17 protein-coding genes are annotated in these 25,241 nt (G+C 42.9%); 5 read left to right on the top strand and 12 right to left on the bottom strand.

The genetic code is table 11. The annotated features are described in order from the left end of the window. Positions 1–40 precede the first annotated feature (40 nt). The 3 genes from FVA72_RS20935 to FVA72_RS20925 form a co-directional block, all read right to left on the bottom strand. Positions 41–3,814 carry a hypothetical protein gene (locus tag FVA72_RS20935; RefSeq protein WP_110592823.1) on the bottom strand — a complete coding sequence of 1,258 codons (3,774 nt, stop codon included), beginning with the start codon at positions 3,812–3,814 and terminating at the stop codon, positions 41–43. Positions 3,815–4,038: 224 nt separating this feature from the next. Beyond that, positions 4,039–5,565, bottom strand: a complete 1,527-nt coding sequence (gene glpK, locus FVA72_RS20930; RefSeq protein ID WP_004265295.1) for a glycerol kinase GlpK — start codon at positions 5,563–5,565, stop codon at positions 4,039–4,041. A 3-nt stretch (positions 5,566–5,568) separates the two neighbouring features. After that, positions 5,569–6,429, bottom strand: coding sequence for an MIP/aquaporin family protein (locus FVA72_RS20925; RefSeq protein WP_004265297.1), 861 nt, complete (start codon positions 6,427–6,429; stop codon positions 5,569–5,571). Positions 6,430–6,734: 305 nt separating this feature from the next. Between FVA72_RS20925 and zapB the strand changes: the two genes are divergently transcribed. After that, on the top strand, positions 6,735–6,974 hold the full coding sequence (gene zapB / locus FVA72_RS20920; protein WP_110592824.1) for a cell division protein ZapB: 240 nt from the start codon (positions 6,735–6,737) through the stop codon (positions 6,972–6,974). Positions 6,975–7,343: 369 nt separating this feature from the next. On the opposite strand, the gene rraA is transcribed toward zapB, so the two are convergent. The 7 genes from rraA to priA form a co-directional block, all read right to left on the bottom strand. After that, positions 7,344–7,868: a ribonuclease E activity regulator RraA gene (rraA, locus tag FVA72_RS20915; protein ID WP_004265300.1), complete on the bottom strand. Its 525-nt coding sequence runs from the start codon at positions 7,866–7,868 to the stop codon at positions 7,344–7,346. Between the two features lie 119 nt (positions 7,869–7,987). Then, positions 7,988–8,911 (bottom strand): 1,4-dihydroxy-2-naphthoate polyprenyltransferase, encoded by a 924-nt coding sequence (locus FVA72_RS20910; RefSeq protein WP_004265301.1) that lies wholly within the window; start codon positions 8,909–8,911, stop codon positions 7,988–7,990. A 187-nt stretch (positions 8,912–9,098) separates the two neighbouring features. Beyond that, the gene (gene hslU, locus FVA72_RS20905) at positions 9,099–10,433 is read right to left on the bottom strand and encodes an HslU--HslV peptidase ATPase subunit (RefSeq protein ID WP_004265302.1); all 1,335 of its coding nucleotides are present in this window, start codon (positions 10,431–10,433) and stop codon (positions 9,099–9,101) included. Between the two features lie 11 nt (positions 10,434–10,444). After that, positions 10,445–10,975, bottom strand: coding sequence for an ATP-dependent protease subunit HslV (gene hslV, locus FVA72_RS20900; RefSeq protein WP_004265304.1), 531 nt, complete (start codon positions 10,973–10,975; stop codon positions 10,445–10,447). Between the two features lie 169 nt (positions 10,976–11,144). Continuing rightward, the gene (ftsN, locus tag FVA72_RS20895; RefSeq protein ID WP_004265307.1) at positions 11,145–11,951 is read right to left on the bottom strand and encodes a cell division protein FtsN; all 807 of its coding nucleotides are present in this window, start codon (positions 11,949–11,951) and stop codon (positions 11,145–11,147) included. 73 nt (positions 11,952–12,024) lie between these two features. Further along, a complete protein-coding gene (gene cytR / locus FVA72_RS20890) occupies positions 12,025–13,053 on the bottom strand; it encodes a DNA-binding transcriptional regulator CytR (RefSeq protein WP_004265308.1) in 1,029 nt (342 codons plus the stop codon). A gap of 341 nt (positions 13,054–13,394) precedes the next feature. Beyond that, positions 13,395–15,593: a primosomal protein N' gene (gene priA, locus FVA72_RS20885; protein ID WP_004265310.1), complete on the bottom strand. Its 2,199-nt coding sequence runs from the start codon at positions 15,591–15,593 to the stop codon at positions 13,395–13,397. A gap of 218 nt (positions 15,594–15,811) precedes the next feature. Here priA and rpmE point away from each other — a divergent pair, with 218 nt between their 5' ends. Further along, positions 15,812–16,027, top strand: coding sequence for a 50S ribosomal protein L31 (gene rpmE / locus FVA72_RS20880; RefSeq protein WP_004265313.1), 216 nt, complete (start codon positions 15,812–15,814; stop codon positions 16,025–16,027). 262 nt (positions 16,028–16,289) lie between these two features. On the opposite strand, the gene metJ is transcribed toward rpmE, so the two are convergent. Then, on the bottom strand, positions 16,290–16,607 hold the full coding sequence (gene metJ / locus FVA72_RS20875; protein WP_004265315.1) for a met regulon transcriptional regulator MetJ: 318 nt from the start codon (positions 16,605–16,607) through the stop codon (positions 16,290–16,292). Positions 16,608–16,922: 315 nt separating this feature from the next. On the opposite strand from metJ, the gene metB reads away from it, so the two are divergent. From metB to ppc, 3 genes are all read left to right on the top strand, one after another. Then, positions 16,923–18,083, top strand: a complete 1,161-nt coding sequence (metB, locus tag FVA72_RS20870) for a cystathionine gamma-synthase (protein WP_110592825.1) — start codon at positions 16,923–16,925, stop codon at positions 18,081–18,083. A 12-nt stretch (positions 18,084–18,095) separates the two neighbouring features. Further along, positions 18,096–20,537 carry a bifunctional aspartate kinase/homoserine dehydrogenase II gene (locus tag FVA72_RS20865; RefSeq protein ID WP_094961901.1) on the top strand — a complete coding sequence of 814 codons (2,442 nt, stop codon included), beginning with the start codon at positions 18,096–18,098 and terminating at the stop codon, positions 20,535–20,537. 403 nt (positions 20,538–20,940) lie between these two features. Next, positions 20,941–23,580 (top strand): phosphoenolpyruvate carboxylase, encoded by a 2,640-nt coding sequence (ppc, locus tag FVA72_RS20855; protein WP_094961902.1) that lies wholly within the window; start codon positions 20,941–20,943, stop codon positions 23,578–23,580. Between the two features lie 72 nt (positions 23,581–23,652). Here the strand turns inward: ppc and gadC are convergent, their stop codons facing one another. Then, positions 23,653–25,203, bottom strand: a complete 1,551-nt coding sequence (gene gadC / locus FVA72_RS20850) for a glutamate:gamma-aminobutyrate antiporter (RefSeq protein ID WP_094961903.1) — start codon at positions 25,201–25,203, stop codon at positions 23,653–23,655. Between the last annotated feature and the right edge of the window lie 38 nt (positions 25,204–25,241).

Below are 25,241 nucleotides of genomic sequence, written 5' to 3'. Positions count from 1 at the left end.
GGGATATGGTCAGGCTGCAAAAGACAGCCTGACCATCAAATTACGCGCTTAGCAGTATATCAGCTTGCTTTTGTGGCGGAATTGATAGCACCGATGAATACAAGGAGCTAGGTTCCTCTTCTGACATTGATGATATAAGTTCCGGCAACATGACTCCTGAATTAAATATCACTGGTTGGTTATAATCTAGAAATTTTGTATTTTCTGCTAATTGTCCTGTTGGATTTTGAGTGTTTTGTTGGAGCCAAATCAACTTTGGTACAGTATGGTCCTGCAAGTGTTGGTCTATATGAATGATTATTCCATCCAGTTTTAACTCAGGGGTACTGTCTATCGTGCCTTTTATTGTTAATTGATTTTGTTGTACTGAAAAATACCATTCCTCTATTGGTATGCTTTCTTGAATTTGTTTTTGGTCATCACTTGTCCTTAGTGTGACCCAAAAAGAGTACTGGCCATCAGGCAAGTTTAGGTGAGTAATATCCACCGTTTGTTCGAAGTTTACATCCGCAACTAAAGGTTGCTCGACTGTGTAGTAGATCACATCGGGTATTGCTGAGTAATGCCTTGCGTGAGTATCAAGGTGATTGAGCGCAATAAAGTTCAAAGAGGTATCAACCTGCGAATCTTGGCCAAATGGGTCAGATAATGAAAAATATTGTTGATGTAACCGGCCTTTTTCAACCCACTTGGCGCAAAGTGCACTTTTTGAGGTGATTTTGTCGAGATTGACTTTACCTGTCGAAAAATCAATTAAGCCTTCTTCTGTTGCTGCCCAGTAAATAGGGGCACCTTGCCAATAATTATCGAGAATCAGCTGGTTGGGTAATAAATAGCCATCACTGTTTGTTAATACACGGCAAGCTAATGAATCCGGGTTGTTATAGTGGGAGATCAACTGCCCAAGCTCTTTTTTGTAGTTCAATTCATGTACAGTAAACTGAACCAATTCGCCTTTATCTGCAATATTGAAGCTCTCTGTACGTCGGATTTGCAATACTTCGGTCGATAACCCATTCGGAGTTGCATAAGTGACGGTTAATGCATAGTCACCATTAATATCAAATGGACGGCCAACCCCTGTTTTTAGGTTATGGTAATCGGCCGGCAAGCTTCCTATGGTACGGTCAACCGTGATGGTGCTATAAGGGTGTGGGGTATTATCTGCCATTTTAGTAAACTGATGCTGTATCCAATAAATCGCTACATCACGTTGATGAGGGAATTGCTCAATTTGCGTTAGGTGATAATATTTTGAGTAATTCTGTTGAGTTAGTGTGACCCATTGTTTGTTAATTTGATCCCAGCGTTGATAAAAGCCGTCTCCTGCAAACCCGCCATCTTCAGTATCCTCCCCTTTAGTTTTATTGCTTTGCCAGCGTATTCTTTTGCTTAAAAATTGGTGAATTTTTTGGTTGTAGACATCAGGATGAGGCAAAAATGCATCATAAGCACCGCTCCTAAAAGGCACAAAACTAGAAAACATGGTCGGCATAGCCTGTTTTAAGTGACTATGGAGATCGTGATAAGTGACATAATATTGCCTAGATTGGTTATAAGCTGGGTTTTTGCCATGGCTGTGAGGGTCGTAAGGGTATACTAACTTATCATCATCACCTAGTTTATTGGTATGAGGCAAGCCAAGACCGTGACCAAAAATCTCATGAAACATCACGTTAGGTTCATGAACTCCGCCACCGTTGTTGGGCGACCCAAGCCCTAATAGCGCAGTGCCAACATTTGAAGGTAGGGTTTCAATCGCAGTATATTGATAATCAGAATCAGCATTGTTAGCAGTTTGGTATTTATGGCTCTTATTATAAGCCCAAAAGATTTGTGCACTGGGGTGATAGTCAATCTCTTCAGGGTTATCATAATGAGGATGAATAAACGGAATGGTGTTGCTATTGGTGTTAGTCCTAAGTGGCGTTAAGCTTGGGTGACTCACTGTAGCAGGAAGGCTATGCACTGTCAGCTGCCCAATAGGCAAAATTGTCGCTGCTTCCTGCCCCCAGCTTAAAGGAGAGTAGGGATAAATGCCATGACCTTGTTGATATAAACTGTGATTATCAACCTGAACAATTAGATGGCTATCAAGGGTAACATTAGGTGAAAATAGACCATATTGGTTGGTTTCTTCGGTGATAATGGGTTTGCCATTAACAGTGATAACAAGGTTGATATCCGGTTGTATCCACTCGCCTTTTAGCGGAGCAGTAAAGCGTTGCTGATGCCAATTTTGTGCGGAAACATTCATCTTTTGGGGGAGCGCTGTTAATTTTTGGGGCAAATGATCCGGGCCAGTTAGTCTCACTCGACCTAATATTTTTCTTTCTTTATTGCTGACGATGGCTTCAATATTAGGGGATTTAGCCGCCGTTTCGCTAGTAATTTCTACATTCAATAACGCCCAGCGGTTAGCCGTTAAGCTCATATGCTTATCGGTCATATTCTGCAGGTGAGTTTGCGCAAGTTGAATATGATGGATTTGCATATCACTTGGTGTTGGGTTGTAACGCCGTTGAGGTTCATGATAAACAGGGTCTGGAGTGGAATATGTGCGTTTACCAGGAATGCGCAGTTGTGGTGCATTTGCGGTTTGTAACTGAATGGAAAAGGGTTGGGATTGCTGCCCGTTAGGTAGCATAGCAATAAAATCAAATTGATCTGAGTGGGTTTTAAATTTTGCATTATTGGCAATGTATTGCCATTCGTTGGTGGTGTTATTTAGCGTTAATTGACCAAATTTGGGCTGCTCAAGGATTTTGTAACCCTTAATATGGGGGCTATTTGGTAGTTTTCCTGTTATGGCACCTACAACTAACTGATTTGGGAGCTCATCTGGGTTTTCTGCTACTAAAATAGGTAGAATTTGAGGAACGCTTTCTTGCGCATCATGTCGAGAGATCGCCGGTTTTGTTTGTTTCAATTGGAACTGGCGAAAAATGATATTTTCACCAACAAGTTTTAAGGTATTCTTTTCATAGCGGATTTTAACCGCAGGAAGCTGATTTACTGCCATTATTTTATTTACATCGGTTTCGACAGAATGGGCAATCTGTTGCCAAGATGATGTTTTTGTAATTGGAACGTCATGTAAAGACAACACCTTGTTATACTTCATATTTTCTATAGATATTGAGAAATATTGGCTGTTTTTTCGTAACTCATCGGTTAGCTTCAATGAGTTTATTGCTTGGGTTGGTAGGGTGATAATTTGCTGGAAACTGTGATTTTCTAAGGTGCGGCTGGCTTGCTCAATAGGCTCTACTGGATTAATTTCATCAATGAGTTGTTGGGTCGATGCTGATAGTTTTTTGTGTTTATTTTTGACTATCAATAAACTGCCGCCGGTGAGTTCCAACCAATGGCGAACTAGCTCGACTTGTTTGTCATTGGCATTTTCAGGCAAGACGACGATATTATAATGGCGATGCCATTGCCCGCTTGGTAATAATAAATCAGCGAGCTGAGCTTGTGCTCTGGTTTCTCCATTAATCCATTCATGGGGTGAATTAAAGCCTTCGACAAACAAATTTTGCTTGGGGTGGAAACTAAATCCAGAAAAATGTTCAGTACCGAGGGCACTCAATAAATAAGTTTTTTTATTTTTACCTGCTAACCGGGGTCTATCACTTAACCAATTGAATAACTTAAATGCTTTTTCGCCGTCAGCGGATAGTTCAGGGTTATCCTTTAATGCATTTATCAAGGCGGTATCTTGTTGAATAATTGCCACTCTCCCTTTTTTATACCATCCTAGTTGTAAGTTGCCTTGCTGTATCTCATCAGCAAATATTTTAAGGTTATCCATTACCATAATCCATTTTTTGAGGGTTAATTTTGAATTTTATTGAAATATTATTCTAAATAAACTGCAAAAAACGGTCTAATTTATTATTGTTTTAATAACTGCATTTTCATTGATTAACTAATTAGTTATTAGAAGAAAGTCATACTTGTAGGGATAAAATAAAAAAGGCCATATGATTCATATGGCCTTTGGGATATTAGAAATAAAACAGATTAAAAGATGGATTAGCCACGATCTTCCCACTCTTGGGCACGAGCTACGGCTTTTTTCCATCCCTCGTATTTGAAATTACGTTCCGTCGTTTCAATACCTGGTTTGAATACACGCTCAATGGTCGCCTTGCTCTGTAACTCATCAAGATTACTCCAGAAACCAACGGCTAAGCCTGCAAGGTAAGCGGCTCCCAATGCAGTGCTTTCTCGCACTTCAGGGCGTTCAACAGGAGTACCTAAAATATCTGACTGGAATTGCATTAAGAAGTTATTGGCGACAGCGCCACCATCAACACGTAGTGCTTTTAAGCGCTCACCTGAATCTGCTTGCATTGCATCAAGTACATCACGGGTTTGATAAGCGATAGATTCTAATGTTGCACGGATAATATGGTTGCGGTTTGCACCACGTGTCAGGCCAAAAATAGCACCGCGCGCATATGGGTCCCAATATGGAGCTCCCAAACCAGTAAAGGCAGGAACAACATACACGCCATTGCTGTCTTTCACTTTAGTGGCAAAGTACTCTGAGTCTGTTGATTCATCAATTAATTTCAATTCATCACGCAGCCATTGGATAGAGGCACCTCCGACAAATACAGCGCCTTCAAGTGCATAATTGACTTCACCTTTTGGGCCACACGCGATAGTCGTCAGTAGGCCATGATTTGAACGTACAGCAGTCTCTCCCGTGTTCAGAAGTAGGAAACAGCCTGTTCCATAGGTATTTTTGGCCATTCCTGATTTGACACACAGTTGGCCATACAGAGCGGCTTGTTGGTCTCCCGCCATTCCTGAAATTGGAATACGAGTCCCACCTTTCCCCCCAATATTGGTTTGCCCGTAGACTTCGGAAGAAGGGCGTACCTCAGGAAGCATTGCTCGTGGAATATTGAGCGCTTTGAGGATTTTGTCATCCCACTCGAGGTTGCGGATATTGAACAACATGGTTCGAGAGGCATTGGTGTAGTCGGTGACATGAACACGCCCTTGTGTCATTTTCCAAACGAGCCAAGTATCGACAGTACCAAACAATAACTCCCCTTTTTCAGCTCGCTCACGTGCGCCTTCAACATGATCTAAAATCCATTTGACTTTTGTACCGGAGAAATATGGGTCAACAACCAGACCGGTGTTTTGGCGAATATACTCTTCTAAATCGCGGTCATTTTGTTTCAGATGGGTACAAAAGTCAGCAGTACGGCGACATTGCCACACAATTGCATTATAAACAGGCTTACCTGTGGCTTTTTCCCAAACAATAGTGGTTTCACGTTGGTTAGTGATCCCAATCCCAGCGACTTCATCGGTACGGATATCCGCTTTAGCGAGTACTTCCACTAGTGTTGAGCTTTGTGATGCCCAAATTTCCATTGGGTCATGTTCCACCCAACCTGGCTTAGGATAAATTTGGGTGAATTCACGTTGTGAAATACTGACAATATTCGCATCATGGTCGAGTACGACAGCACGTGAGCTGGTTGTGCCTTGGTCGAGTGCAACAATATACTTTTTCGCAATAGTGGTTTCAGTAGTCATAATTTAAGCCTGTTCCGAGGATTTGGTGTTTTTAACGGATAATTTTTCTGTTTTGGTCTCTTCTTCACATACCATGCAAGGTAAGTGGCGACCAATCAGTTTGCGATAGGCGAATGCGCCTAGCAGACCACCAACAATAGGTGCTGTCAATGGGACAAGGAAATAAGGAATATCGCGGCCACCAGTCAGAGCGATATCACCCCAACCAGCGAGATAAGCGACAACCTTTGGACCAAAGTCACGAGCAGGGTTGAGTGCGAACCCAGTGAGCGCGCCAAATGACCCACCGATAACGGCAATCAAAATACCGATTAACAATGGTGCAAGTGGGCCACGTGGGACACCATTGCCATCATCGGTTAGCGCGAGTATTAAGCAAACAAGAATGGCCGCAATAATGACCTCAATAAAGAATGCATGAGGAACACTAATTTGTGGTGCTGGGTAGGTTGAGAAAACACCCGCAGTAAATAAGCTTTCTTGTGAGCCTCTAATGATGTGATGGACTTGGTCGTAATCGAAAAATACAGGGGAATACATTGAGTAAACTAATGCGGCAGCAAAGAAACCACCTAGCATCTGTGCGATGATATAAGGAACAACTTTGCGCTTATCAAAACACGCGAATAGCCATAGTGCGAGAGTAACGGCTGGGTTTAGGTGGGCACCCGAGGTGCCAGCGGTTAGGTAAACGGCTAAAGCAACGCCAAAGCCCCATATAATACTAATTTCCCACAGGCCTAGTTGTGCGCCCGCTATTCTAACGGCAGCAACACAACCTAGACCAAAAAAGACCAGTAGCGCAGTCCCTAAAAACTCTGAGATGCACTGACCCGTGAGTGATGTAGTCGTCATTTGGCTCATATGTTTCTATCCTACGAAAATGAAAAATATTGTAATGTTTTTTTAAGTTAAGATTTTCTAATCGAAAATCATTAACTGTAAATTTATCGTTAAAGAACATAAACGAGAAATATCGAAATTGAAAAGTGTGTGTTACATCACTAAAGCGAAACAAAACAATCAAAAATAGTGATGGATTCGACCTTTGTGATGTGATCTGACCAGTGTTTTTTAATGAAGGTTATTACGATTCAGAAGGAAGGAACTGGACACAGAGGATCATGCTACTTACAATCGTGTAAAAGCTGATAAGGGAGACCAGAATTATGTCATTTGAAGTATTTGAGAAACTAGAATCCAAAGTGCAACAAGCGATTGATACAATCACACTGTTACAAATGGAAATCGATGAATTAAAAGATAAAAATGGTGCGTTAAGCCAAGAGCTTGAAACAGCAAAATCAGGCACGGATTTACTGGTGCGTGAAAATGAACAGTTAAAACAAGAGCAGCAAGCTTGGCAAGAGCGTCTTCGCACTTTGCTCGGTAAGATGGAAGAAGTGTAATTTCTCGTCATACTTCGCGTTGTAGGGGTGTTGGCTTCGTCTCTTCGCCCTAGTCACATACTTATGTATGCTCCTAGGGTCTTATCGACTTTGCCGCCTACCTACAACACGAATTATTTAGAGAAATTTTTGTTATATCTCGCATTGTAGGGGTGTTGGCTTCGTCTCTTCGCCCTAGTCACATACTCATGTATGCTCCTAGGGTCTTATCGACTTTGCCGCCTACCTACAACACGAATTATTTAGAGAAATCTTTGTTATATCTCGCATTGTAGGGTTTAGAGAAACTTTCGTCATACCTCGCGTAGTAGAGTATAAAAATAAGGGCTGCAAATTATTGCAGCCCTTATTTATAGAATTTTTAACGGATTATGCGTCGATATTGTCATCTTCGACAAAACCGTTGTTCTCATAAGGTGTTAATGGCTCTTCAGAAAGGATAATACCGGTGTTATCGGCATAAAGGTAATCACCTGAAAAGAAAGTCACACCGCCGAAATTAACACGAATATCACTTTCACCGATGCCTTCATCTGGGCAACCTGCCGGCATCGCAGCAATAGCTTGAATACCGAGGTCGAGTTCCATCAGGGTATCTACCTGACGAACCGCACCGTAAACCACAATTCCTTCCCAGTGGTTATCAACAGCTAACCTTGCAATTTCAGCATCAATAAGTGCCTTACGGACAGAACCGCCCCCATCAACGAGTAGGATACGCCCTGTACCATCCTCTTCCAGCAAATCATACACTAGGCCGTTATCTTCAAAACACTTAACTGTAATGATTTGACCGCCAAATGAAGTACGTCCACCAAAATTGGAGAAAAGGGGTTCTACCACGTTGACGCTTTCTTGGTAAATATCGCAGAGTTCGGAAGTATCATATTTCATAGGAGTTAGGTCTTTTTTGCTGCAAGAGGCAACCAGTATATCCCTTTTGAACCGTACTTGGCAAAGTTACCCGCCTAAAAATAGGCGGAAAAAGTCAAAAAAACGACAAATAGTGAATATTATTTGCTCATTACGACGCCGATGGAAAATAAAACGTTGGTCACGAGTGCAGCTTTCACCATATTTTCCAATAGAGGGCGCATACCTTCGGGGGTTGGGTCGCTGAGAACACGGCGTAAATGGTTCATTAGCATTGGTACGGCGAGTAAAAATAGCCAACCGCTCCAGCCGTGTAAATAAATTAGATTAAAAAAGGCCAAACATAAAATAGCCGCAACAATAATAATGGTGTGATAAATTCGAGCCCCTTGGGGACCTAAGCGTACCGCTAAGGTATTTTTACCTGCTTTAATATCATTTTCGATATCACGCATATTATTGATATTCAATACTGCGACAGAGAGCAACCCACAAGCCGTTGCGGGTAGGACAGTGATGATATTAAAACTATTTGCTTGTAAATAATAAGTCCCAATAACACTTAGCCAGCCAAAGAAGATTAAAACAGAAATATCCCCTAACCCCAGGTAGCCATACGGTTTTTTGCCCACGGTATAGGTAATTGCAGCGACGATAGCAATAAGCCCTAATGCGACAAAACCAATGGCATCCTCGGGTTTTTCGCATGCGACAATAATTAACAGTAAGCCGGAAAGACAGGCCGCCGTAATATTTAGCTTCAGTGCCTTTTTCATATCCGCTTGCGTGATAACGCCTTTTTGCATGCCACGTAATGGACCAATACGTTCAGCCGTATCAGAGCCTTTGACCGCATCACCATAGTCATTCGCAAGGTTAGATAAAATCTGTAATAAACCCGCTGTGATAAGTGCTAATAAAGCGACAGGCCATTTAAAATTATTAGTTAAATAAGCGAGTGCAGAGCCTGTCACAATCGCAATCACCCCTAATGGTAGGGTTTTAGGGCGGAGACTTTCAATCCAAGCTTGTTTACGACTTATTGTTGAGGATGTCGACTGCATGCAGTTACCTATAATTCAAACTCTTTAGAGATGTGATCTTAATAATTTAATAACCCATCATATAGAGAGATACCTGAGTATTTTCAATGTAATGGGCAGAATATTTCATAGAAAAAAGTGCAGCGATAAAAGCTGCACTTTAGTCGATGTATATTAAGGATACATGAAAACCAGATAATTAATAAGATTATAAAATAAATCTACTCAAGTCTTCATCTGCCACCAGCTCATCTAAGTGCTGTCTGACATAGTCTGCATCGATTTGGATAGTTTGCCCGTTACGGTCACTGGCATCGAAAGAAATATCCTCCATTAAGCGTTCAAGCACTGTGTGTAAGCGACGAGCACCAATATTTTCGGTTGACTCATTCACTTGCCATGCTGATTCTGCAATTTTACGAATACCGTCAGTCGTGAATTCAATATTCACGCCTTCTGTTGCCATCAGCGCTTTATACTGTTCAGTTAATGAGGCATTTGGCTCAGTCAAAATACGCACAAAATCTTCAGTTGTCAGAGCTTGTAGCTCAACGCGAATTGGCAAGCGGCCTTGGAGTTCAGGGATTAAGTCTGATGGGCTCGAAACTTGGAATGCACCTGAAGCAATAAACAGAATATGGTCAGTTTTGACCATGCCGTGCTTAGTGGAAATGGTGCAGCCTTCGATTAATGGCAGTAAATCACGTTGAACCCCTTCACGGGATACATCTGGCCCCGAACTTTGGCCACCGCGTTTACAAATTTTGTCGAACTCATCGATGAAGACGATACCATTCTGTTCAACCGCTTCAATCGCTTGTTCTTTTAGCTCTTCAGGGTTGACTAATTTAGCCGCTTCTTCTTCAACTAGCAGTTTGAATGCCTCTTTGATTTTCATCTTACGAGGTTTCTGTTTTTGGCCTGCTAGGTTTTGGAACATGGATTGTAACTGGTTAGTCATCTCTTCCATGCCTGGAGGTGCCATAATTTCAACACCCATAGGGGATGCAGCGACTTCAATTTCAATTTCTTTATCGTCTAATTGGCCTTCACGTAATTTTTTACGGAATGCTTGGCGGGCTGGAGAATGCTCATCCGTTGGTTCAGATTGCCCCCAGTTATTTTTTGCTGGTGGGATAAGAACGTCTAAAATACGTTCTTCAGCCATTTCTTCGGCGCGATAGCGATTTTTTTCGATAGACTGTAAACGCACCATTTTAACGGCAGAGTCAGTTAAATCGCGAATAATCGAGTCAACTTCTTTACCAACATAGCCGACTTCAGTAAATTTGGTCGCTTCAACTTTGATAAATGGCGCATTGGCTAATTTTGCAAGGCGGCGGGCAATTTCAGTTTTACCTACCCCTGTTGGCCCAATCATCAAAATATTTTTTGGGGTGACTTCGTGTCGTAATACTTCGTTTAACTGCATACGGCGCCAGCGGTTACGCAGAGCAATCGCAACAGAACGTTTGGCTTTATTTTGGCCAATAATATGATTGTCGAGTTCGCTGACAATCTCGCGTGGAGTCATTTCGGACATACTAGCAATCCTTATGATTTTGAAGAAATTTCTTCAAAGTTGACATTATGGTTGGTGTAAATACAGATATCACCTGCAATAGCGAGCGCTTTTTCAGCGATTTCTTTAGCACTTAAGTCTGTATTTTCTAACAAAGCACGTGCGGCTGATTGTGCATATGGGCCACCGGAGCCAATCGCAATTAAGTCGTTTTCCGGTTGAACCACATCACCATTACCCGTAATGATCAGTGAAGTGTGTTCATCAGCGACAGCTAACAAGGCTTCTAATTTACGAAGCATGCGGTCGGTACGCCAATCTTTAGCAAGTTCAACGGCCGCTTTCGTTAAATGGCCTTGATGCAGTTCGAGTTTGCGCTCAAACAGTTCAAATAATGTGAATGCGTCTGCGGTGCCACCGGCAAATCCGGCAATGACTTTGTCGTTGTATAAACGGCGAACTTTGCGGACATTGCCTTTCATGACGGTATTACCCATCGTCGCCTGTCCATCACCACCAATTACGACCTGGCCATTACGGCGAACACTTACGATTGTTGTCATGAGTTAGCCCCTGGTTTTATTACAAAAAAGAATGCGGTTAAATGTGATTTTCAAAAGATTAAATTCAAGTGATAGTTGTCTAATTAACTATCACTTGAACTAGGTTGAAGACACAAAGTACCGCTCATGAGTACATTAAAACAGTACATGGGGGGGAAGGAGGAATTTTTCAACCCCCAGAAGCACGAAGAATACAACCGGAAACACCTGCACCTGCTGCGCGGTCACGCATTTTTTCGGCAGTGGACTTGGAATAAGGTCCTAAAACGATACGGTGCCAACCTCCACCTGCGCTTACACGGCTTTCAATACCTGAGAATGCTAAAGTAGCTTGAACAGACTCGGCTTGTTCTGCTGTACGGAATGAACCACATTGAACAACCATATTTTGCAAGCTGTTTGTCGGTTTAGTGCTTGGTGCCGTTTGTGGTTGAGTTGCAGGCGCGGTTGGTTGAGCCTCAAGTTTTGGAGGGATATTGGCCGCCGGTTTACGTTGTACTGGCTCGATAGGTTGAGCAGGCTCATTGATGAGCACTTGTGAACGCGGCACTGGTTTACCGTTTGCAGGTATTTCTTGCAAGTTAGTGACAGGCTGGCGTCTGTCAGAATCAATTTGCTCTAATAGCTGGCGCTGTTCAGGTGTTAAATCTGATGGGCGCACAATATTATTCCCCGTGCTCGGCTGTTGAATATTTGGCATATCCACACCACGACGTTCGAGTTCCTTAATATAACGCCAACGTTCTTCAGGCTTTGGTGGAAGCGTACTACCCGGTGTTGTGGGAGTGGCTACCTGAGGTTGTGGTGTGTCCTTTTTATTTTGAGTGATATAAAACAGGCCGCCAACAAATAGCACGACAATCGCGACAGCAACAACCAATGTTGTCATTGGTAGTCCTTGTGCTTTCTTTGATTTACCTTTGCTTTTTTTACGGGCGGATGAGCGCCCTCGAGCTACATAATCTTTTTGTGCCACGCTATTAATTCACTAGTTATCAATTGTTAGTCATCATTTGGGTTAACATGTTACTTAACCTGAGCAACTTTGACTAGCTTTTAGGCGCTTTTGTGCTCTCTCTAATGATTAAATCAGAATCTAGGAGACGTGAGCCTGGATTAACATTGTGCCCATGAATCTGTTCAAGTAGTAATTGCATCGCATGATGGCCAATTTCAGCACGAGGTTGGTTGATAGTCGTTAGGGCTGGCAAGGTATATTTTGCTTGCTCTAAGTTATCGAAACCAACAAAAGAAAGGTCATCAGGGAGCTTTAAGCCCATTTTTTTCGCTTGCCACATCGCACCAATTGCCATGATATCACTATGGCAAAAGATAGCTGTCGGTGGTTCAGGAAGTGACATCAATGTTTTCACTGCTTCAGCGCCACCCTCATGGGTAAAATCACCACGAATAATATAATTTTCACGCAGTTTTTCACCTGTGCGTAACATGGCTTTTTTATAACCTTCTAAACGATATTGGCTTAAAGGCATATGGTCAGGGCCTGCAATACAAGCGATCAGTTTATGGCCTTGTTTTTGTAGGTAATGTGTTGCGTTAAATGCGGCGGTGAGGTTATCGATATGTACGGTAGGCAGTTTTAGCTCAGGTGCGAACTCATTGGCCATCACAATTGGAGGGAGGTTTTTTTGCTCTTCGGTTGAGATATCGAATGGAATATTGGAACCCAGTAAGACCATGCCATCAATTTGTTTGGTAATAATGAGATTAATAAAAGCATTTTCTTGTTTTTCTTGGTGTTTACAGTCCCCAATCAAAACAAAATAGCCTTCTTGAGCGGCAATTTCTTCAATGCCGCACACGACATCACTAAAGAAAGGGTCGCGAATATTAGGAACGAGTACAAGAATAGTCTTTGATTCATTGCGCTTATAGCTTCTAGCAAGGTTATGAGGATAATAGCCAACATCCATCACCGCTTGTTCGACTTTTTGGCGTGTTTGCAAAGAAACTTTTTCCGGGTTCATAAGTGTTCTAGACACCGTCGCTGTCGAAACGCCCGCGGCACTAGCAACATCTTTCATCGTTGCCGTGTTATTGTGTTTTTTACTTTCCACAACGCCTTCCTTAGATTGATTTAATCGTTTGCTTTTTTTGAATGGCGCAAGTACGTCATTATTAGTGGTTATTCTAATTGGTTTCTCAAGAATATCTGTTACCTAGTTTGCATAAAAAATGTGACTTGCGTCATTTTTTAGAGCTACTTCGCAAATTTTGAAAATAATTCTAAGGGCAAAAAGATAAATGAAACTCAATGTGTATGAAAAATACTCAATTTGGTCGTTTAGAATTATATGGCAAATAATTCAAATTTATCAACATGCTGCAAAGACAATACTGGTATGGCCTATAAAGTTAAATGGTTAGGTAAAATGAATCCTTTAGCATTGATAATGAGTTAACAATCGGTCGGGTCCACATCGATGTTCCATTTTACTTTGCGACTTTCTGGCTGTTGAAGAATTTCTGGCAACAGTTTCGCCATAAATTGTTGTAAATAAAGCCGCGAAGGGTGTTGCAATAGCAATTGCCAGCGGAATCGCCCGCCACGTTTGGCTTGAATCGACGGCGAGGGGCCTAAAATCCACATTTTGGCATCACTTTGTGGATGTTCACTAATATATTGCCGTACATTTTGCAAAAATTGGCGCGAATCTTGGTTATTGTGGTCTTCTGAACGGATCAATATATGACTGGTGTAAGGTGGTAACATTGCGATTTGCCGTTCTTCCATTGCTTCTTGGGTAAATGCGTGATAACCCTTTTCAAGAAGCGTGAGCAACAATGGGTGTTCGGGATGGTGGGTTTGCAAGAACACTTCACCTTGTTTACCAGCTCGTCCTGCTCGACCAGAAACTTGCACGTATAATTGAGCAAACCGTTCGGCTGCACGAAAATCACTCGAGAATAAAGCCCCGTCGACATCTAATAAGGCGACTAAGGTGACATCAGGGAAATGGTGGCCCTTGGCTAACATCTGTGTGCCAATAAGAATTCTAGCTCCCCCTTCATGTACTTGGTTTAAATGCTGTTCCAGTTCCCCTTTACGGCTCGTGGTATCACGGTCAATACGGGTAACGGGGGTATCAGGGAACAGTTCACAAATCCCTTCCTCAAGTTGCTCCGTTCCCATTCCAACAGGCACTAAATGAGTTGAACCACATTGTGGGCACTGACGAGGAACCGGGCGCTGGCTATCACAATGGTGGCAGCGTAATTGATGGAAATTTTGGTGCAAGGTGTAATAGTGGTCACAGCGCTGGCACTCTGCAATCCAGCCACATTCATGGCAAATTAATGCAGGGGAATAACCACGACGATTTAAAAATAGAATGACTTGGTTGTTTTGTGCAAGGTGTTCTTTAATGTGTTGAATTAATAAGTGAGAAAGGCCAAATTTTAACGGCTGGCCTTTTAAATCAATAAGGTGCTGAGCCGCAGGGCGTGCATTACCTGCACGAATAGTGAGATTTAATTGCCGATACTTATGCTGCTGTACATTGAATAAGGTTTCTAGTGATGGCGTCGCAGTACCCATCACAATGGGAATATTGTTCTTTTTAGCGCGGAAAACAGCTAAGTCACGTGCATGATAACGCCAGCCATCTTGCTGTTTATATGAGCTGTCATGTTCTTCATCAATAATAATAATGCCAAGGCGGGCAAAAGGGGTGAACAGCGCTGAGCGAGTGCCAATAATAATGGCGTTTTGTCCTTGCTTAGTGCGTAACCAAACCGCTAAGCGTTCGCTATCGTTCAAGCCTGAGTGCAACACATCAACAGGCGCATTGAAGCGCTCGCGAAAACGGCTAATCGTTTGTGGGGTTAAGCCAATTTCAGGCACCAAAACTAAAGCTTGTTTACCTTGGGCAAGGACATTTTCCAATACACTCAGGTACACTTCCGTCTTACCGGACCCTGTGATCCCAGCGAGTAGCCATGGCGAAAATTGGTCATCTTCAGCACGTATAGCACCGACAGCGGTCGCTTGTTCACTATTAAGCCGCAACCTTTCCCCACAAACTGTAAAGCTTGGTTGCCACTTTTCGCTAGTCGGTTGAACGGGATGTAACTCAATATAAGCTTTCTTTTTCAGTGCTTGCAGAGCACTTTCACTGATTTCAAGCTCACTTACTTGATGGCGATAAACGGGTCTACGACGCAAAAGTGCAAGAGCTTGTTGCTGCTTTGGGGAACGTTTTAGCTCATTAAGGTCAACGGCTAAGCCTTCATCCGTCACTTGCCATTGCCAAATAGGGGTAAATTCCGCAGGTTTACCTTGGCGCAATAGTGTGGGTAATGCGTGGAAGAGCACTTCACCTATTGGGTAATGATAGTATTGTGAAGACCACAATAAGAGCTGCCAAATATCGTCAGGGAAGAGCGTTTGGTGGTCGAGAACCAGTTCGATGGCTTTTAATTTATCTTCAGCAAATTCGCTTTTATCGCTGTGCTTTACCACAATACCCAAGGCTTGGCGCTTGCCAAATGGCACCATAACACGGCTGCCAATCACTGGTAGTGGCATGTTATCAGGAAGGCGATAATCAAATGTGCGGTTTAAAGGGACAGGTAAAGCCACCTGAACGACGATCATATCTGGGTTTCCGTCTATTTTTTATGCGATAATGCGAGCGATTGTTGACTAGAGTACCACAAAATTTACTCGGTTTTCATTGCGTGATAAACAGAATTTCTGTATGATCCGCCGCCTTTGGTATCTATTTTTACCAATATATTAAATTCAATCAACACGACGTGTGGTGTCCGGCGTTAGGGCTGGAATGGCGACACGGCCTTAATAGAGGTTCTCCCATGAAAAAAGGTATTCACCCTAAATACGAAGAAGTTACTGCAACTTGTTCTTGCGGTAATGTAATGAAAATTAATTCAACTGCTGGTCACTCGCTGAACCTGGACGTTTGTGGTAATTGCCACCCGTTCTATACTGGTAAACAGCGTGATGTTGCGACTGGTGGTCGTGTTGATCGCTTCAACCAACGTTTCAGCATCCCAGGTTCTAAAAAATAATCGAACTTGTGAAATGCGAAAAAAAGGGAAACTGAGTTTCCCTTTTTTAATGCCTAAAATAAGTGTTTTTATGTCTAAATGAAGAAATTAGAAGCGGTAAAGCACGGCGAACATAATATCATTATTCGTACTTTCACTTTAGACTTGAGCGCGTCGCCATCATCGTTATAGCTATCTTGAATAAAACATAAGGAAAGGCACTACGTCGCAAGGCGTGCGACGTAGTTAAAGTTTTGAGATACGTAATGGTGACTAATTGGGGCTAGTATTCCCACGTTTCAGGGTCGATACCTAATTCGCGCATAATTTCTTTTGCGGCTTCAGGGATCTCGTCATTACGTTCTTTACGTAAATCTTCATCATTTGGCAGTGGTTGGCCTGTGAATGCATGTAAAAAAGCTTCACACAGGAGCTCACTATTTGTCGCGTGTCGCAAGTTATTAATCTGACGACGAGTACGTTCGTCAGTTAAAATTTTTAGTACCTTCAAAGGGATAGATACTGTAATTTTTTTTACTTGCTCACTCTTTTTGCCATGTTCAGCATACGGACTGACATACTCACCATTCCATTCAGCCATGGGTTACCTTGGATATTTTCAATAATAATAAAAAATAATATGCATATTCTTTTTAATAGAAACTTAATCTAAGCCCTAAATCGAGAACGTCTGCATATATGTTAGACGTGACTTAACTTATTTTATCACAAGATATTATATAAAATTAACGAGTTAAGTTCACTTATGCGATTGACTATCAATTTACACATAATTATTAGGGCTGATTATTCCATTACTAGATATAAACGTAAAGAGGTTTAGACGTCTAGATATGTTGACGTCTAAACATCCGATGGGTATGATTTAGCCTATCACTGTTCAGGAGAAGCGTTTATGACTTACAAGCCGTCAACCATCGCAATTCATAATGGATTAAATGAAGACCAACAATTTGGTTGCGTCGTGCCTCCCATTTATTTATCCAGTACCTATAATTTTACTGACTTTAATGAACCGAGAGCTCATGATTATTCACGTCGTGGAAATCCAGGGCGTGATATTGTGCAAAAAACATTGGCACAACTTGAGGGTGGTAGTGGTTCGGTAATGACTAACAGTGGGATGTCTGCGCTTCACCTGTTATGTACAGTTTTTTTGCAACCGGGGGATTTACTCGTTGCGCCACATGACTGTTACGGCGGAAGCTACCGGTTATTTAATAGCCAAAGTCAGCGTGGGGCTTATCAGGTGCAATTTGTCGACCAAAGTGATGAATCTGCATTGCAGACTGCATTAGCGAAAAAGCCCAAATTAGTGTTAATCGAAACACCCAGCAACCCACTATTAAGAATTTTTGATATACAGCATATTGCACAGTTAGCTCATGATGTAGGTGCATTAGTTGTTGTGGATAATACTTTTTTAAGCCCAATTTTGCAGCAGCCTCTTTCGCTAGGTGCAGATTTTGTGGTGCATTCATGCACTAAATACTTGAATGGCCATTCTGATATTGTTGCAGGAGTGGTGGTTGCGAAAGAAGAAAAATGGGTAACAGAGCTTGCTTGGTGGGCGAATAATATTGGTGTTACTGGGGGCGCTTTTGATAGCTACCTACTATTGAGAGGTATTCGGACATTATCTCCACGTGTATTACAGCAACAGCAAAATGCACAAGAGATCGTAAAATATCTTAAATCACAGCCTTTAGTAAAAAAATTGTATTATCCTGCATTAGAAGATCACCCCGGGCACGAAATAGCAGTGAAACAGCAAAAAGGCTTTGGCGCGATGCTGAGTTTTGAATTTGCAGGTGATGAGCCACAACTTCGCCATTTTCTTCGTTCACTCAGCCTGTTTACACTAGCGGAGTCATTAGGTGGTGTGGAAACATTGATTTCCCATACGGCCACAATGACACATGCAGGTATGTCAGCAGAAGCCCGTGCGCAAGCGGGGATCACAGATAGCTTGCTAAGAATTTCAGTGGGGATTGAAGATCCTCAGGACTTAATCACAGACTTAGATCACGCATTTCAGGTTGCGGCACAACGTTAGCGGAGTTTTTTGATGAGTGTACTAACAGCGGTTGAGGTGGCTCCTTGCCACCGCCAGTTACATAAGTTTGGGGGCAGTAGTTTAGCCGATGCGAAGTGCTATCAACGCGTTGCAACAATTATGGCCAACTATAGCCAACCCGGTGATTTAATGGTGGTTTCTGCCGCGGGTAGTACAACAAATCAGTTGATTAACTGGTTAAAATTAAGCCAAAGCGATCGTATTTCGGCTCATCAAGCTCAGCAATCATTACGCCGCTATCAACTTGATTTAATTGAATCTCTTTTACCTGAACAAAAGGCTGCAGAGCTAAGCCAGTTATTTATTCACGATTTAGAGCGTTTAAGCGCATTGCTGGATCAACCCATAAATGATGCGATTTATGCAGAAGTGGTCGGGCACGGTGAAATTTGGTCAGCTCGCTTGATGGCAGAAGTGCTTGCCCAAGCTGATATGGCAAGTGCATGGCTCGATGCACGTTTATTTCTGCGTGCGGAACGTGCGGCACAGCCACAAGTTGATGAAATACAGTCACGGTATTTGTTACAGCAACAGCTAACGCAATTACCTAACCGTCGTATTGTGGTAACAGGGTTTATTTCACGGAATCAGCAAGGTGAAACCGTATTACTCGGGCGCAATGGCAGTGATTATTCTGCAACACAAGTTGGTGCGTTGGCGGATGCTGCTAAAGTGACGATTTGGAGTGATGTCGCTGGGGTATATAGCGCGGATCCTCGCAAAGTGAAAGATGCGTGTTTACTGCCTTTGTTACGTCTTGATGAAGCGAGTGAATTAGCGCGTTTAGCGGCTCCTGTTTTACATACACGGACTTTACAGCCTGTTTCTGTGAGCAACATTGATTTGCAATTAAGGTGTAGCTATCAACCTGAACAGGGTTCAACAAAAATTGAACGGGTGCTTGCATCAGGGGCTGGTGCGAAAATCGTGACTAGTCATGATGATGTGTGTCTGATTGAATTGCGTATCGCCGCGGGGCGTGATTTTAAACAAATCTGCAAAGATGTGGATTTATTACTTAAACGTGCTCAATTGCGCCCTTTGGCTCGCGGTATTCATCATGACCGTTCTTTACTGCAATTGTGCTATACCTCCGAGATTGTCGAAAGTGCCTTAAATACCCTTGAAGAAGCCGGTTTACCGGGGTCATTATCATTACGTGAAGGTTTTTCTCTGGTTGCATTAGTCGGTGCGGGGGTGTGTAAAAAACCGTTACATAGCCACCGCTTTTATGAGGAATTAAAAGGGCAACCTGTTGAATTTATTTGGCATTCAGAGGACGATATCAGTTTAGTTGCTGTTTTGCGTTCTAACCAAACGGAACATCTAATTAAAGGGATGCACCAAAGCTTATTCCGCGCAGAAAAACGCATCGGTTTAGTGTTATTTGGTAAAGGGAATATTGGCGCGCGTTGGTTAGAACTTTTTGCCGCGGAGCAACACAAAATTTCTGCACGTAGTGACTTTGATTTCGTCCTAGCTGGCGTAGTAGACAGCCGCCGTAGCTTACTGAATTACCAAGGGATTGACCCAAGTCGTGCACTAGCTTTCTTTGATGATGAAGCCGTAGAGCATGAGGATGATAACCTATTTTTATGGATGCGTTCCCACCCTTATGATGATTTAGTGGTGTTAGACGTCACAGCCAGTGAAACGTTGGCAGATGACTATGTAGATTTTGCCAGTTATGGTTTTCATGTGATTAGTGCAAATAAAATTGCGGGGGCGGCGCAAACGGCACAATATCGTCAAATTCGCGATGCGTTCGCAAAAACAGGTCGTCACTGGTTATATAACGCGACGGTAGGGGCAGGGCTACCGATTAACTATACAGTACGTGATTTAAAAGAAAGCGGTGACTCTATCCTGACTATCAGTGGTATTTTTTCTGGAACGCTATCATGGCTATTTTTACAGTTTGACGGCTCCATCCCATTTAGTGAGCTAGTAGAGCAAGCTTGGCAGCAAGGGTTAACTGAACCAGACCCACGTATTGACCTGTCGGGGCAAGATGTTATGCGCAAATTAATTATTTTAGCCCGTGAAGCGGGTTATGACATCGAGCCGGATGATGTAAGAGTTGAGTCTTTAGTGCCAAAACAAGCACAGGCAGGTTCTTTGGACGCGTTTTTTGAAAACAGTGCGGTTATTAACGAGCAAATGCAGCAGCGCTTAGAAGCAGCGCAAGAACTTGGGTTAGTGCTACGTTATGTCGCACGGTTTGATGCGGTAAAAGGCAAAGCAAAAGTGGGGGTGGAAGCGGTGAAGCCGGAACATCCACTGGCCTCATTATTACCGGGTGACAATGTGTTTGCTATTGAAAGCCGTTGGTATCGAGATAACCCATTAGTGATCCGTGGGCCTGGAGCGGGGCGCGATGTGACTGCGGGTGCTATTCAATCGGATCTGAACCGACTCTCTCAACTTTTATAATCATTTATTCAGTGCATTGGTGTTCTCTTCGGTATTGAGGGCACTAATGCATCATGAAGATTTTTAATTTATCCCTTCATTTTCTGTTTTTTATTCTGATGATTTAATTCTTAAACATTATTCATGTCTTAAAAGTGCTGAATCGACGATATATTGCGCTGAAACAATACTTAAATAAGAAAAATTAATAAAAATAAGGCTGTAATTAAATTTCAGAAAAATCCCCCAAAGTCATTTTTTTCTGATATGAATATACACTGAAGGGTAAATTTAGCGGCCTGCATCACAAAACGACAACTCTAACGCAGCCGACTGAAATTTTGTTACAGGAAACAGGTAGCAGTCTGTTAACCGTGAACCGTGCGGGAATGCATTCTGCCAGAAGCACAAGGTCAGGAGTCTCATGAATCAGCAATATTCCGCAATGCGCAGTAATGTCAGTATGCTGGGTAAGCTACTCGGCGATACCATCAAGGAAGCCTTAGGTGAGGACATACTCGACAAAGTTGAGTCCATTCGTAAGCTTTCCAAATCTTCTCGTGCAGGTAATGAAGTTCAGCGGCAAAAACTGCTGATGACATTACAAAATCTTTCTAATGATGAATTGCTACCCGTTGCAAGGGCATTTAACCAATTCTTAAACCTGACAAACGTCGCTGAGCAATACCACAGTATTTCGCCTCACGGCGAAGCGGCAAGTAACCCAGTAGCATTGAAAAATCTGTTTAGCCGATTAAAAGGCAAAAACTTCACTGATGGTGATATCCAAAAAGCAGTTGAACAGCTTTCAATTGAGCTGGTTTTAACGGCTCACCCAACGGAAATTGCTCGCCGTACGTTGATCCATAAATTAGTTGAGGTAAACAACTGTTTGTCACAACTCGACCATGATGACATTGCGGATTATGAACGCAATAATATCATGCGCCGCTTGCGTCAATTGGTGGCTCAATCATGGCATACCGATGAAATTCGTAAAATTCGTCCAACACCCATTGATGAAGCTAAATGGGGTTTTGCTGTTGTGGAAAATTCATTGTGGGAAGGGGTTCCTGCTTTCTTACGTGAATTTAACGAACAACTTGAGGACTCTATTGGGGCAGTATTACCGGTTGAAGCCAATCCTATTCGTTTTACCTCATGGATGGGTGGAGACCGTGATGGTAACCCGAACGTAACTGCGGATGTGACTCGCCAAGTTCTATTGCTGAGTCGCTGGAAAGCGGCAGACTTATTCCTCAAAGATATTCAAGTATTGGTTTCAGAGCTTTCGATGACGGAAGCGACCCCAGAGCTGCGTGCGCTAGCTGGGGGGGATGACGTTGATGAGCCTTATCGCCAAATCGCGAAAAATTTACGTAGCCAACTATTTTCGACGCTAGAGTACTTAGAGCGCCGTGTAAAAGGCGAGCAAGTTTTACCACCAGCAGACCTATTGGTGGATAATGCTCAATTATGGGACCCGCTATACGCGTGCTACCAATCATTAATTGCCTGCAATATGAAAATTATTGCCAATGGCCAGTTGTTGGATACTCTGCGCCGTATTCGTAGCTTTGGTTTGCAACTGGTACGTATTGATGTGCGCCAAGAAAGTACTCGTCACACTGAAGCCATTGCAGAGCTGACTCAGTATTTAGGGTTGGGTGATTACTCGCAGTGGTCAGAAGAGGAAAAACAACAGTTCTTGCTGGAAGAACTACAATCTTTACGCCCACTTATCCCGCAAGATTGGCAGCCGAGTGCAGAAACACAGGAAGTGTTTGAAACTTGTCGAGTGATTGCGAAAGCCAAAAATGATTCTGTTGCGGCTTATGTTATTTCAATGGCGAAAGTCCCATCAGATGTGTTGGCGGTTAAATTACTGCTAAAAGAGAATGGGGCGTCAGTCCGCTTACCCGTCGCGCCACTATTCGAAACACTGGAAGATTTAAATAACGCAGAAAGTGTGATGACCAAGCTGTTAAGCATTGAGTGGTATCGCAACCTTATCGATGATCGCCAAATGGTGATGATTGGTTACTCGGATTCTGCTAAAGATGCAGGGGTAATGGCAGCTTCATGGGCGCAGTATCGCGCGCAAGATGCACTGATTAAATTGTGTGAGAAAGAAGGTGTCACTCTGACATTATTCCATGGGCGTGGCGGCACAATTGGCCGCGGTGGTGCGCCTGCACATTCTGCATTACTTTCTCAACCGCCGGGTAGTTTAAAAGGAGGGTTGCGGGTAACCGAGCAAGGCGAGATGATCCGTTTTAAATTCGGTTTGCCGCAAGTTACCATTAGCAGCCTTGCGTTATACGCCAGTGCTATATTAGAAGCGAACCTTTTACCGCCACCAGAGCCAAAAGATGAGTGGAAGTCCGTGATGGATTCGCTATCTGATGTGTCTTGTGCGATGTACCGTGATTATGTACGTGAACAACCGGATTTTGTGCCTTATTTTCGAGCAGCAACACCGGAGCTAGAGTTAGGTAAATTACCGCTCGGGTCACGTCCTGCAAAACGCCGCCCAACAGGTGGTGTGGAAACTTTGCGTGCGATCCCATGGATTTTTGCATGGACGCAAAACCGCTTAATGTTACCCGCATGGTTAGGGGCAGGAGCGGCGCTAAAACATGTCATTGAGAAAGAAGGCAAACAAGCCATTCTTGATGAAATGTGGCAGCAGTGGCCATTCTTTAATACGCGCATTGCGATGTTAGAAATGGTTTATGCAAAAGCAGATTTATGGCTGGCGGAATATTACGACCACCGCTTGGTGGAAGAGCGCTTATGGCCATTAGGGCAAAAACTGCGTGACCAGTTATCTGAAGATATTAAAAGCGTGCTGGCGGTTTCAAAAGATGAAGCGCTAATGGCGGATTTACCTTGGATAGCGGAATCCATCGCATTACGTAATGTTTATACTGACCCATTAAATGTCTTACAAGCAGAGCTTTTACACCGCTCCCGCCAACAAGAGCAGCCCGACCCACGTGTCGAGCAAGCCTTGATGGTGACGATTGCTGGTGTGGCAGCAGGCATGCGTAATACGGGTTAGTTTGTTGATTTTTAAAGTACTTGAATAATATGAGGGCTACCAAATGGTAGCCCTCATTATTTTTACGGGTTATTACGAGTTGGATGAACCATCGTCTGGTTTATCATGATGAATCAAGTGATACGCAGAACGAGCTCGAGGGTGAATAAAGAAATGGTTAGCTGGCGCATTATGCGTTTTGATATGCACCATAGAGACATTAGTTTTCTTACCTTGTTTGTTATGGAAAGCATAAATTACAAAAGGCAGTAAGAAAATAATCACAAAGCTAACCGCAAGTAACGTCACATAGGTGGTATTGCTCGCACCATTCGGTAAAGAACTCGGTGGGAAGAATGAAATCACAAAGGCTAAGATAGAAACAATTAGGCCGACTAACGCAATGAGAAGTTTAATGCCTTTACCTCCCGGTATATTGAAGACACGTTTTTTCTCTGGTTGTTTGCAAACTAACTGCATATAACCTAAAAATAGCATGAAATAGCTACATAAATAGATAACTACCGTTAAGGCTAGAGCAATAAGGAATGACATATTACCACCGCCCCCAGTATTGGTGAGGACGATAATCGCTACTGTTGTGATCAACAACTGCGAAATCACCAGTGTTACCGGTACGCCATTTTTATTCACCTTGGCAAAGCCTTGCGGCAGAATACCTTTCTGTGCCGCGACATACATCCCGCGGGATGGCCCCACAATCCAAGAAGCAATCTCAGCCAGCACGCCAAGCAATAATAGTGCCGCAATAATTCTCACTGCCCATTCAAAGGATGAATTAAAGTGTGTGACAAGCACATTGAATGTTTGTACCACACCAGCAGATAAATTAATTTCACTGTTTGGGATCACCGCTGCTACCGATAACCCACCAATTGAGCTTAAACAAATTGCCGCTATCATGAGTAAAAACATCGCTGCGGGGTAATCTCGACCGGGGTTTTTCATTTCATTAACGTGAGTTGCTGAAGCTTCAACACCCATATAGCTCAAAATAAAGGCGACAAATACCACGAGTGTGCCAATTTTGGTGAAATCAGGAATAAAGGTTTCAGTACTAATTTCAATGGCCAATGGAGAGCCGCTGGCTAAATAGCTGATCGCTAGAAAGACCAAAATTAGCGCTGGAAGCAAGATGCCTGCGAAAAAACCGACTTTCGCAATCGTGGCAGTATATTTAGTTCCGCCAAATTGTGTGAAAGCCAATACCCAGAGAATAACAAGTGCCCCTATCGTTTTGGTGATTGGGTCTGTATTAAGTTCTGGCCAATTCAAAATATAAGACAGTGCCCCTAATACGAAATACAGCATAGGAATGAAGCCAATCGCAATTTGTAAATAACCAAATGAAATGGCGGCAAATCCCCAACGTTCGCCTAATGTATTAGAAACCCATGCAAATACACCACCTTCCTCCCAACCTTCTACGGTTGCCATTTCTGCGGCACACAATGCGACAGGAATAAACCACAATAATCCTCCTAATAGCAGGAAAAATACGAGGCTAAAGCCAGATGTTGCAAATGTTGGATATTCATAAACGGCCATCACCATTGATGCAGTGATGGCAAAAAAGCCAAGTAGTGTCAGTTGCTTTGCGGCTGGAGCTGTCGTTGTTGCCATACGAGTTCTCCTCAAATCGATAAACAATCTGCCTTTTC

This window comes from Providencia sp. PROV061 (assembly GCF_011045655.1).
Taxonomy (GTDB): Bacteria; Pseudomonadota; Gammaproteobacteria; order Enterobacterales; family Enterobacteriaceae; genus Providencia; species Providencia hangzhouensis.
Note: the sequence above shows the minus strand (reverse complement) of the source record. Positions and strands in the feature narration are given on the sequence as shown.

Bases quoted from the DNA above. Each gene is read 5' to 3' on its own strand.
- FVA72_RS20865 (WP_094961901.1), top strand. From the start codon at position 18,096: ATGAGTGTACTAACAGCGGTTGAGGTGGCTCCTTGCCACCGCCAGTTA.
- FVA72_RS20925 (WP_004265297.1), bottom strand. From the start codon at position 6,429: ATGAGCCAAATGACGACTACATCACTCACGGGTCAGTGCATCTCAGAG.
- metJ (WP_004265315.1), bottom strand. From the start codon at position 16,607: ATGGCTGAATGGAATGGTGAGTATGTCAGTCCGTATGCTGAACATGGC.
- gadC (WP_094961903.1), bottom strand. From the start codon at position 25,203: ATGGCAACAACGACAGCTCCAGCCGCAAAGCAACTGACACTACTTGGC.
- metB (WP_110592825.1), top strand. From the start codon at position 16,923: ATGACTTACAAGCCGTCAACCATCGCAATTCATAATGGATTAAATGAA.
- rraA (WP_004265300.1), bottom strand. From the start codon at position 7,868: ATGAAATATGATACTTCCGAACTCTGCGATATTTACCAAGAAAGCGTC.
- priA (WP_004265310.1), bottom strand. From the start codon at position 15,593: ATGATCGTCGTTCAGGTGGCTTTACCTGTCCCTTTAAACCGCACATTT.
- hslV (WP_004265304.1), bottom strand. From the start codon at position 10,975: ATGACAACAATCGTAAGTGTTCGCCGTAATGGCCAGGTCGTAATTGGT.
- zapB (WP_110592824.1), top strand. From the start codon at position 6,735: ATGTCATTTGAAGTATTTGAGAAACTAGAATCCAAAGTGCAACAAGCG.
- rpmE (WP_004265313.1), top strand. From the start codon at position 15,812: ATGAAAAAAGGTATTCACCCTAAATACGAAGAAGTTACTGCAACTTGT.
- glpK (WP_004265295.1), bottom strand. From the start codon at position 5,565: ATGACTACTGAAACCACTATTGCGAAAAAGTATATTGTTGCACTCGAC.
- FVA72_RS20910 (WP_004265301.1), bottom strand. From the start codon at position 8,911: ATGCAGTCGACATCCTCAACAATAAGTCGTAAACAAGCTTGGATTGAA.
- hslU (WP_004265302.1), bottom strand. From the start codon at position 10,433: ATGTCCGAAATGACTCCACGCGAGATTGTCAGCGAACTCGACAATCAT.
- ppc (WP_094961902.1), top strand. From the start codon at position 20,941: ATGAATCAGCAATATTCCGCAATGCGCAGTAATGTCAGTATGCTGGGT.
- FVA72_RS20935 (WP_110592823.1), bottom strand. From the start codon at position 3,814: ATGGATAACCTTAAAATATTTGCTGATGAGATACAGCAAGGCAACTTA.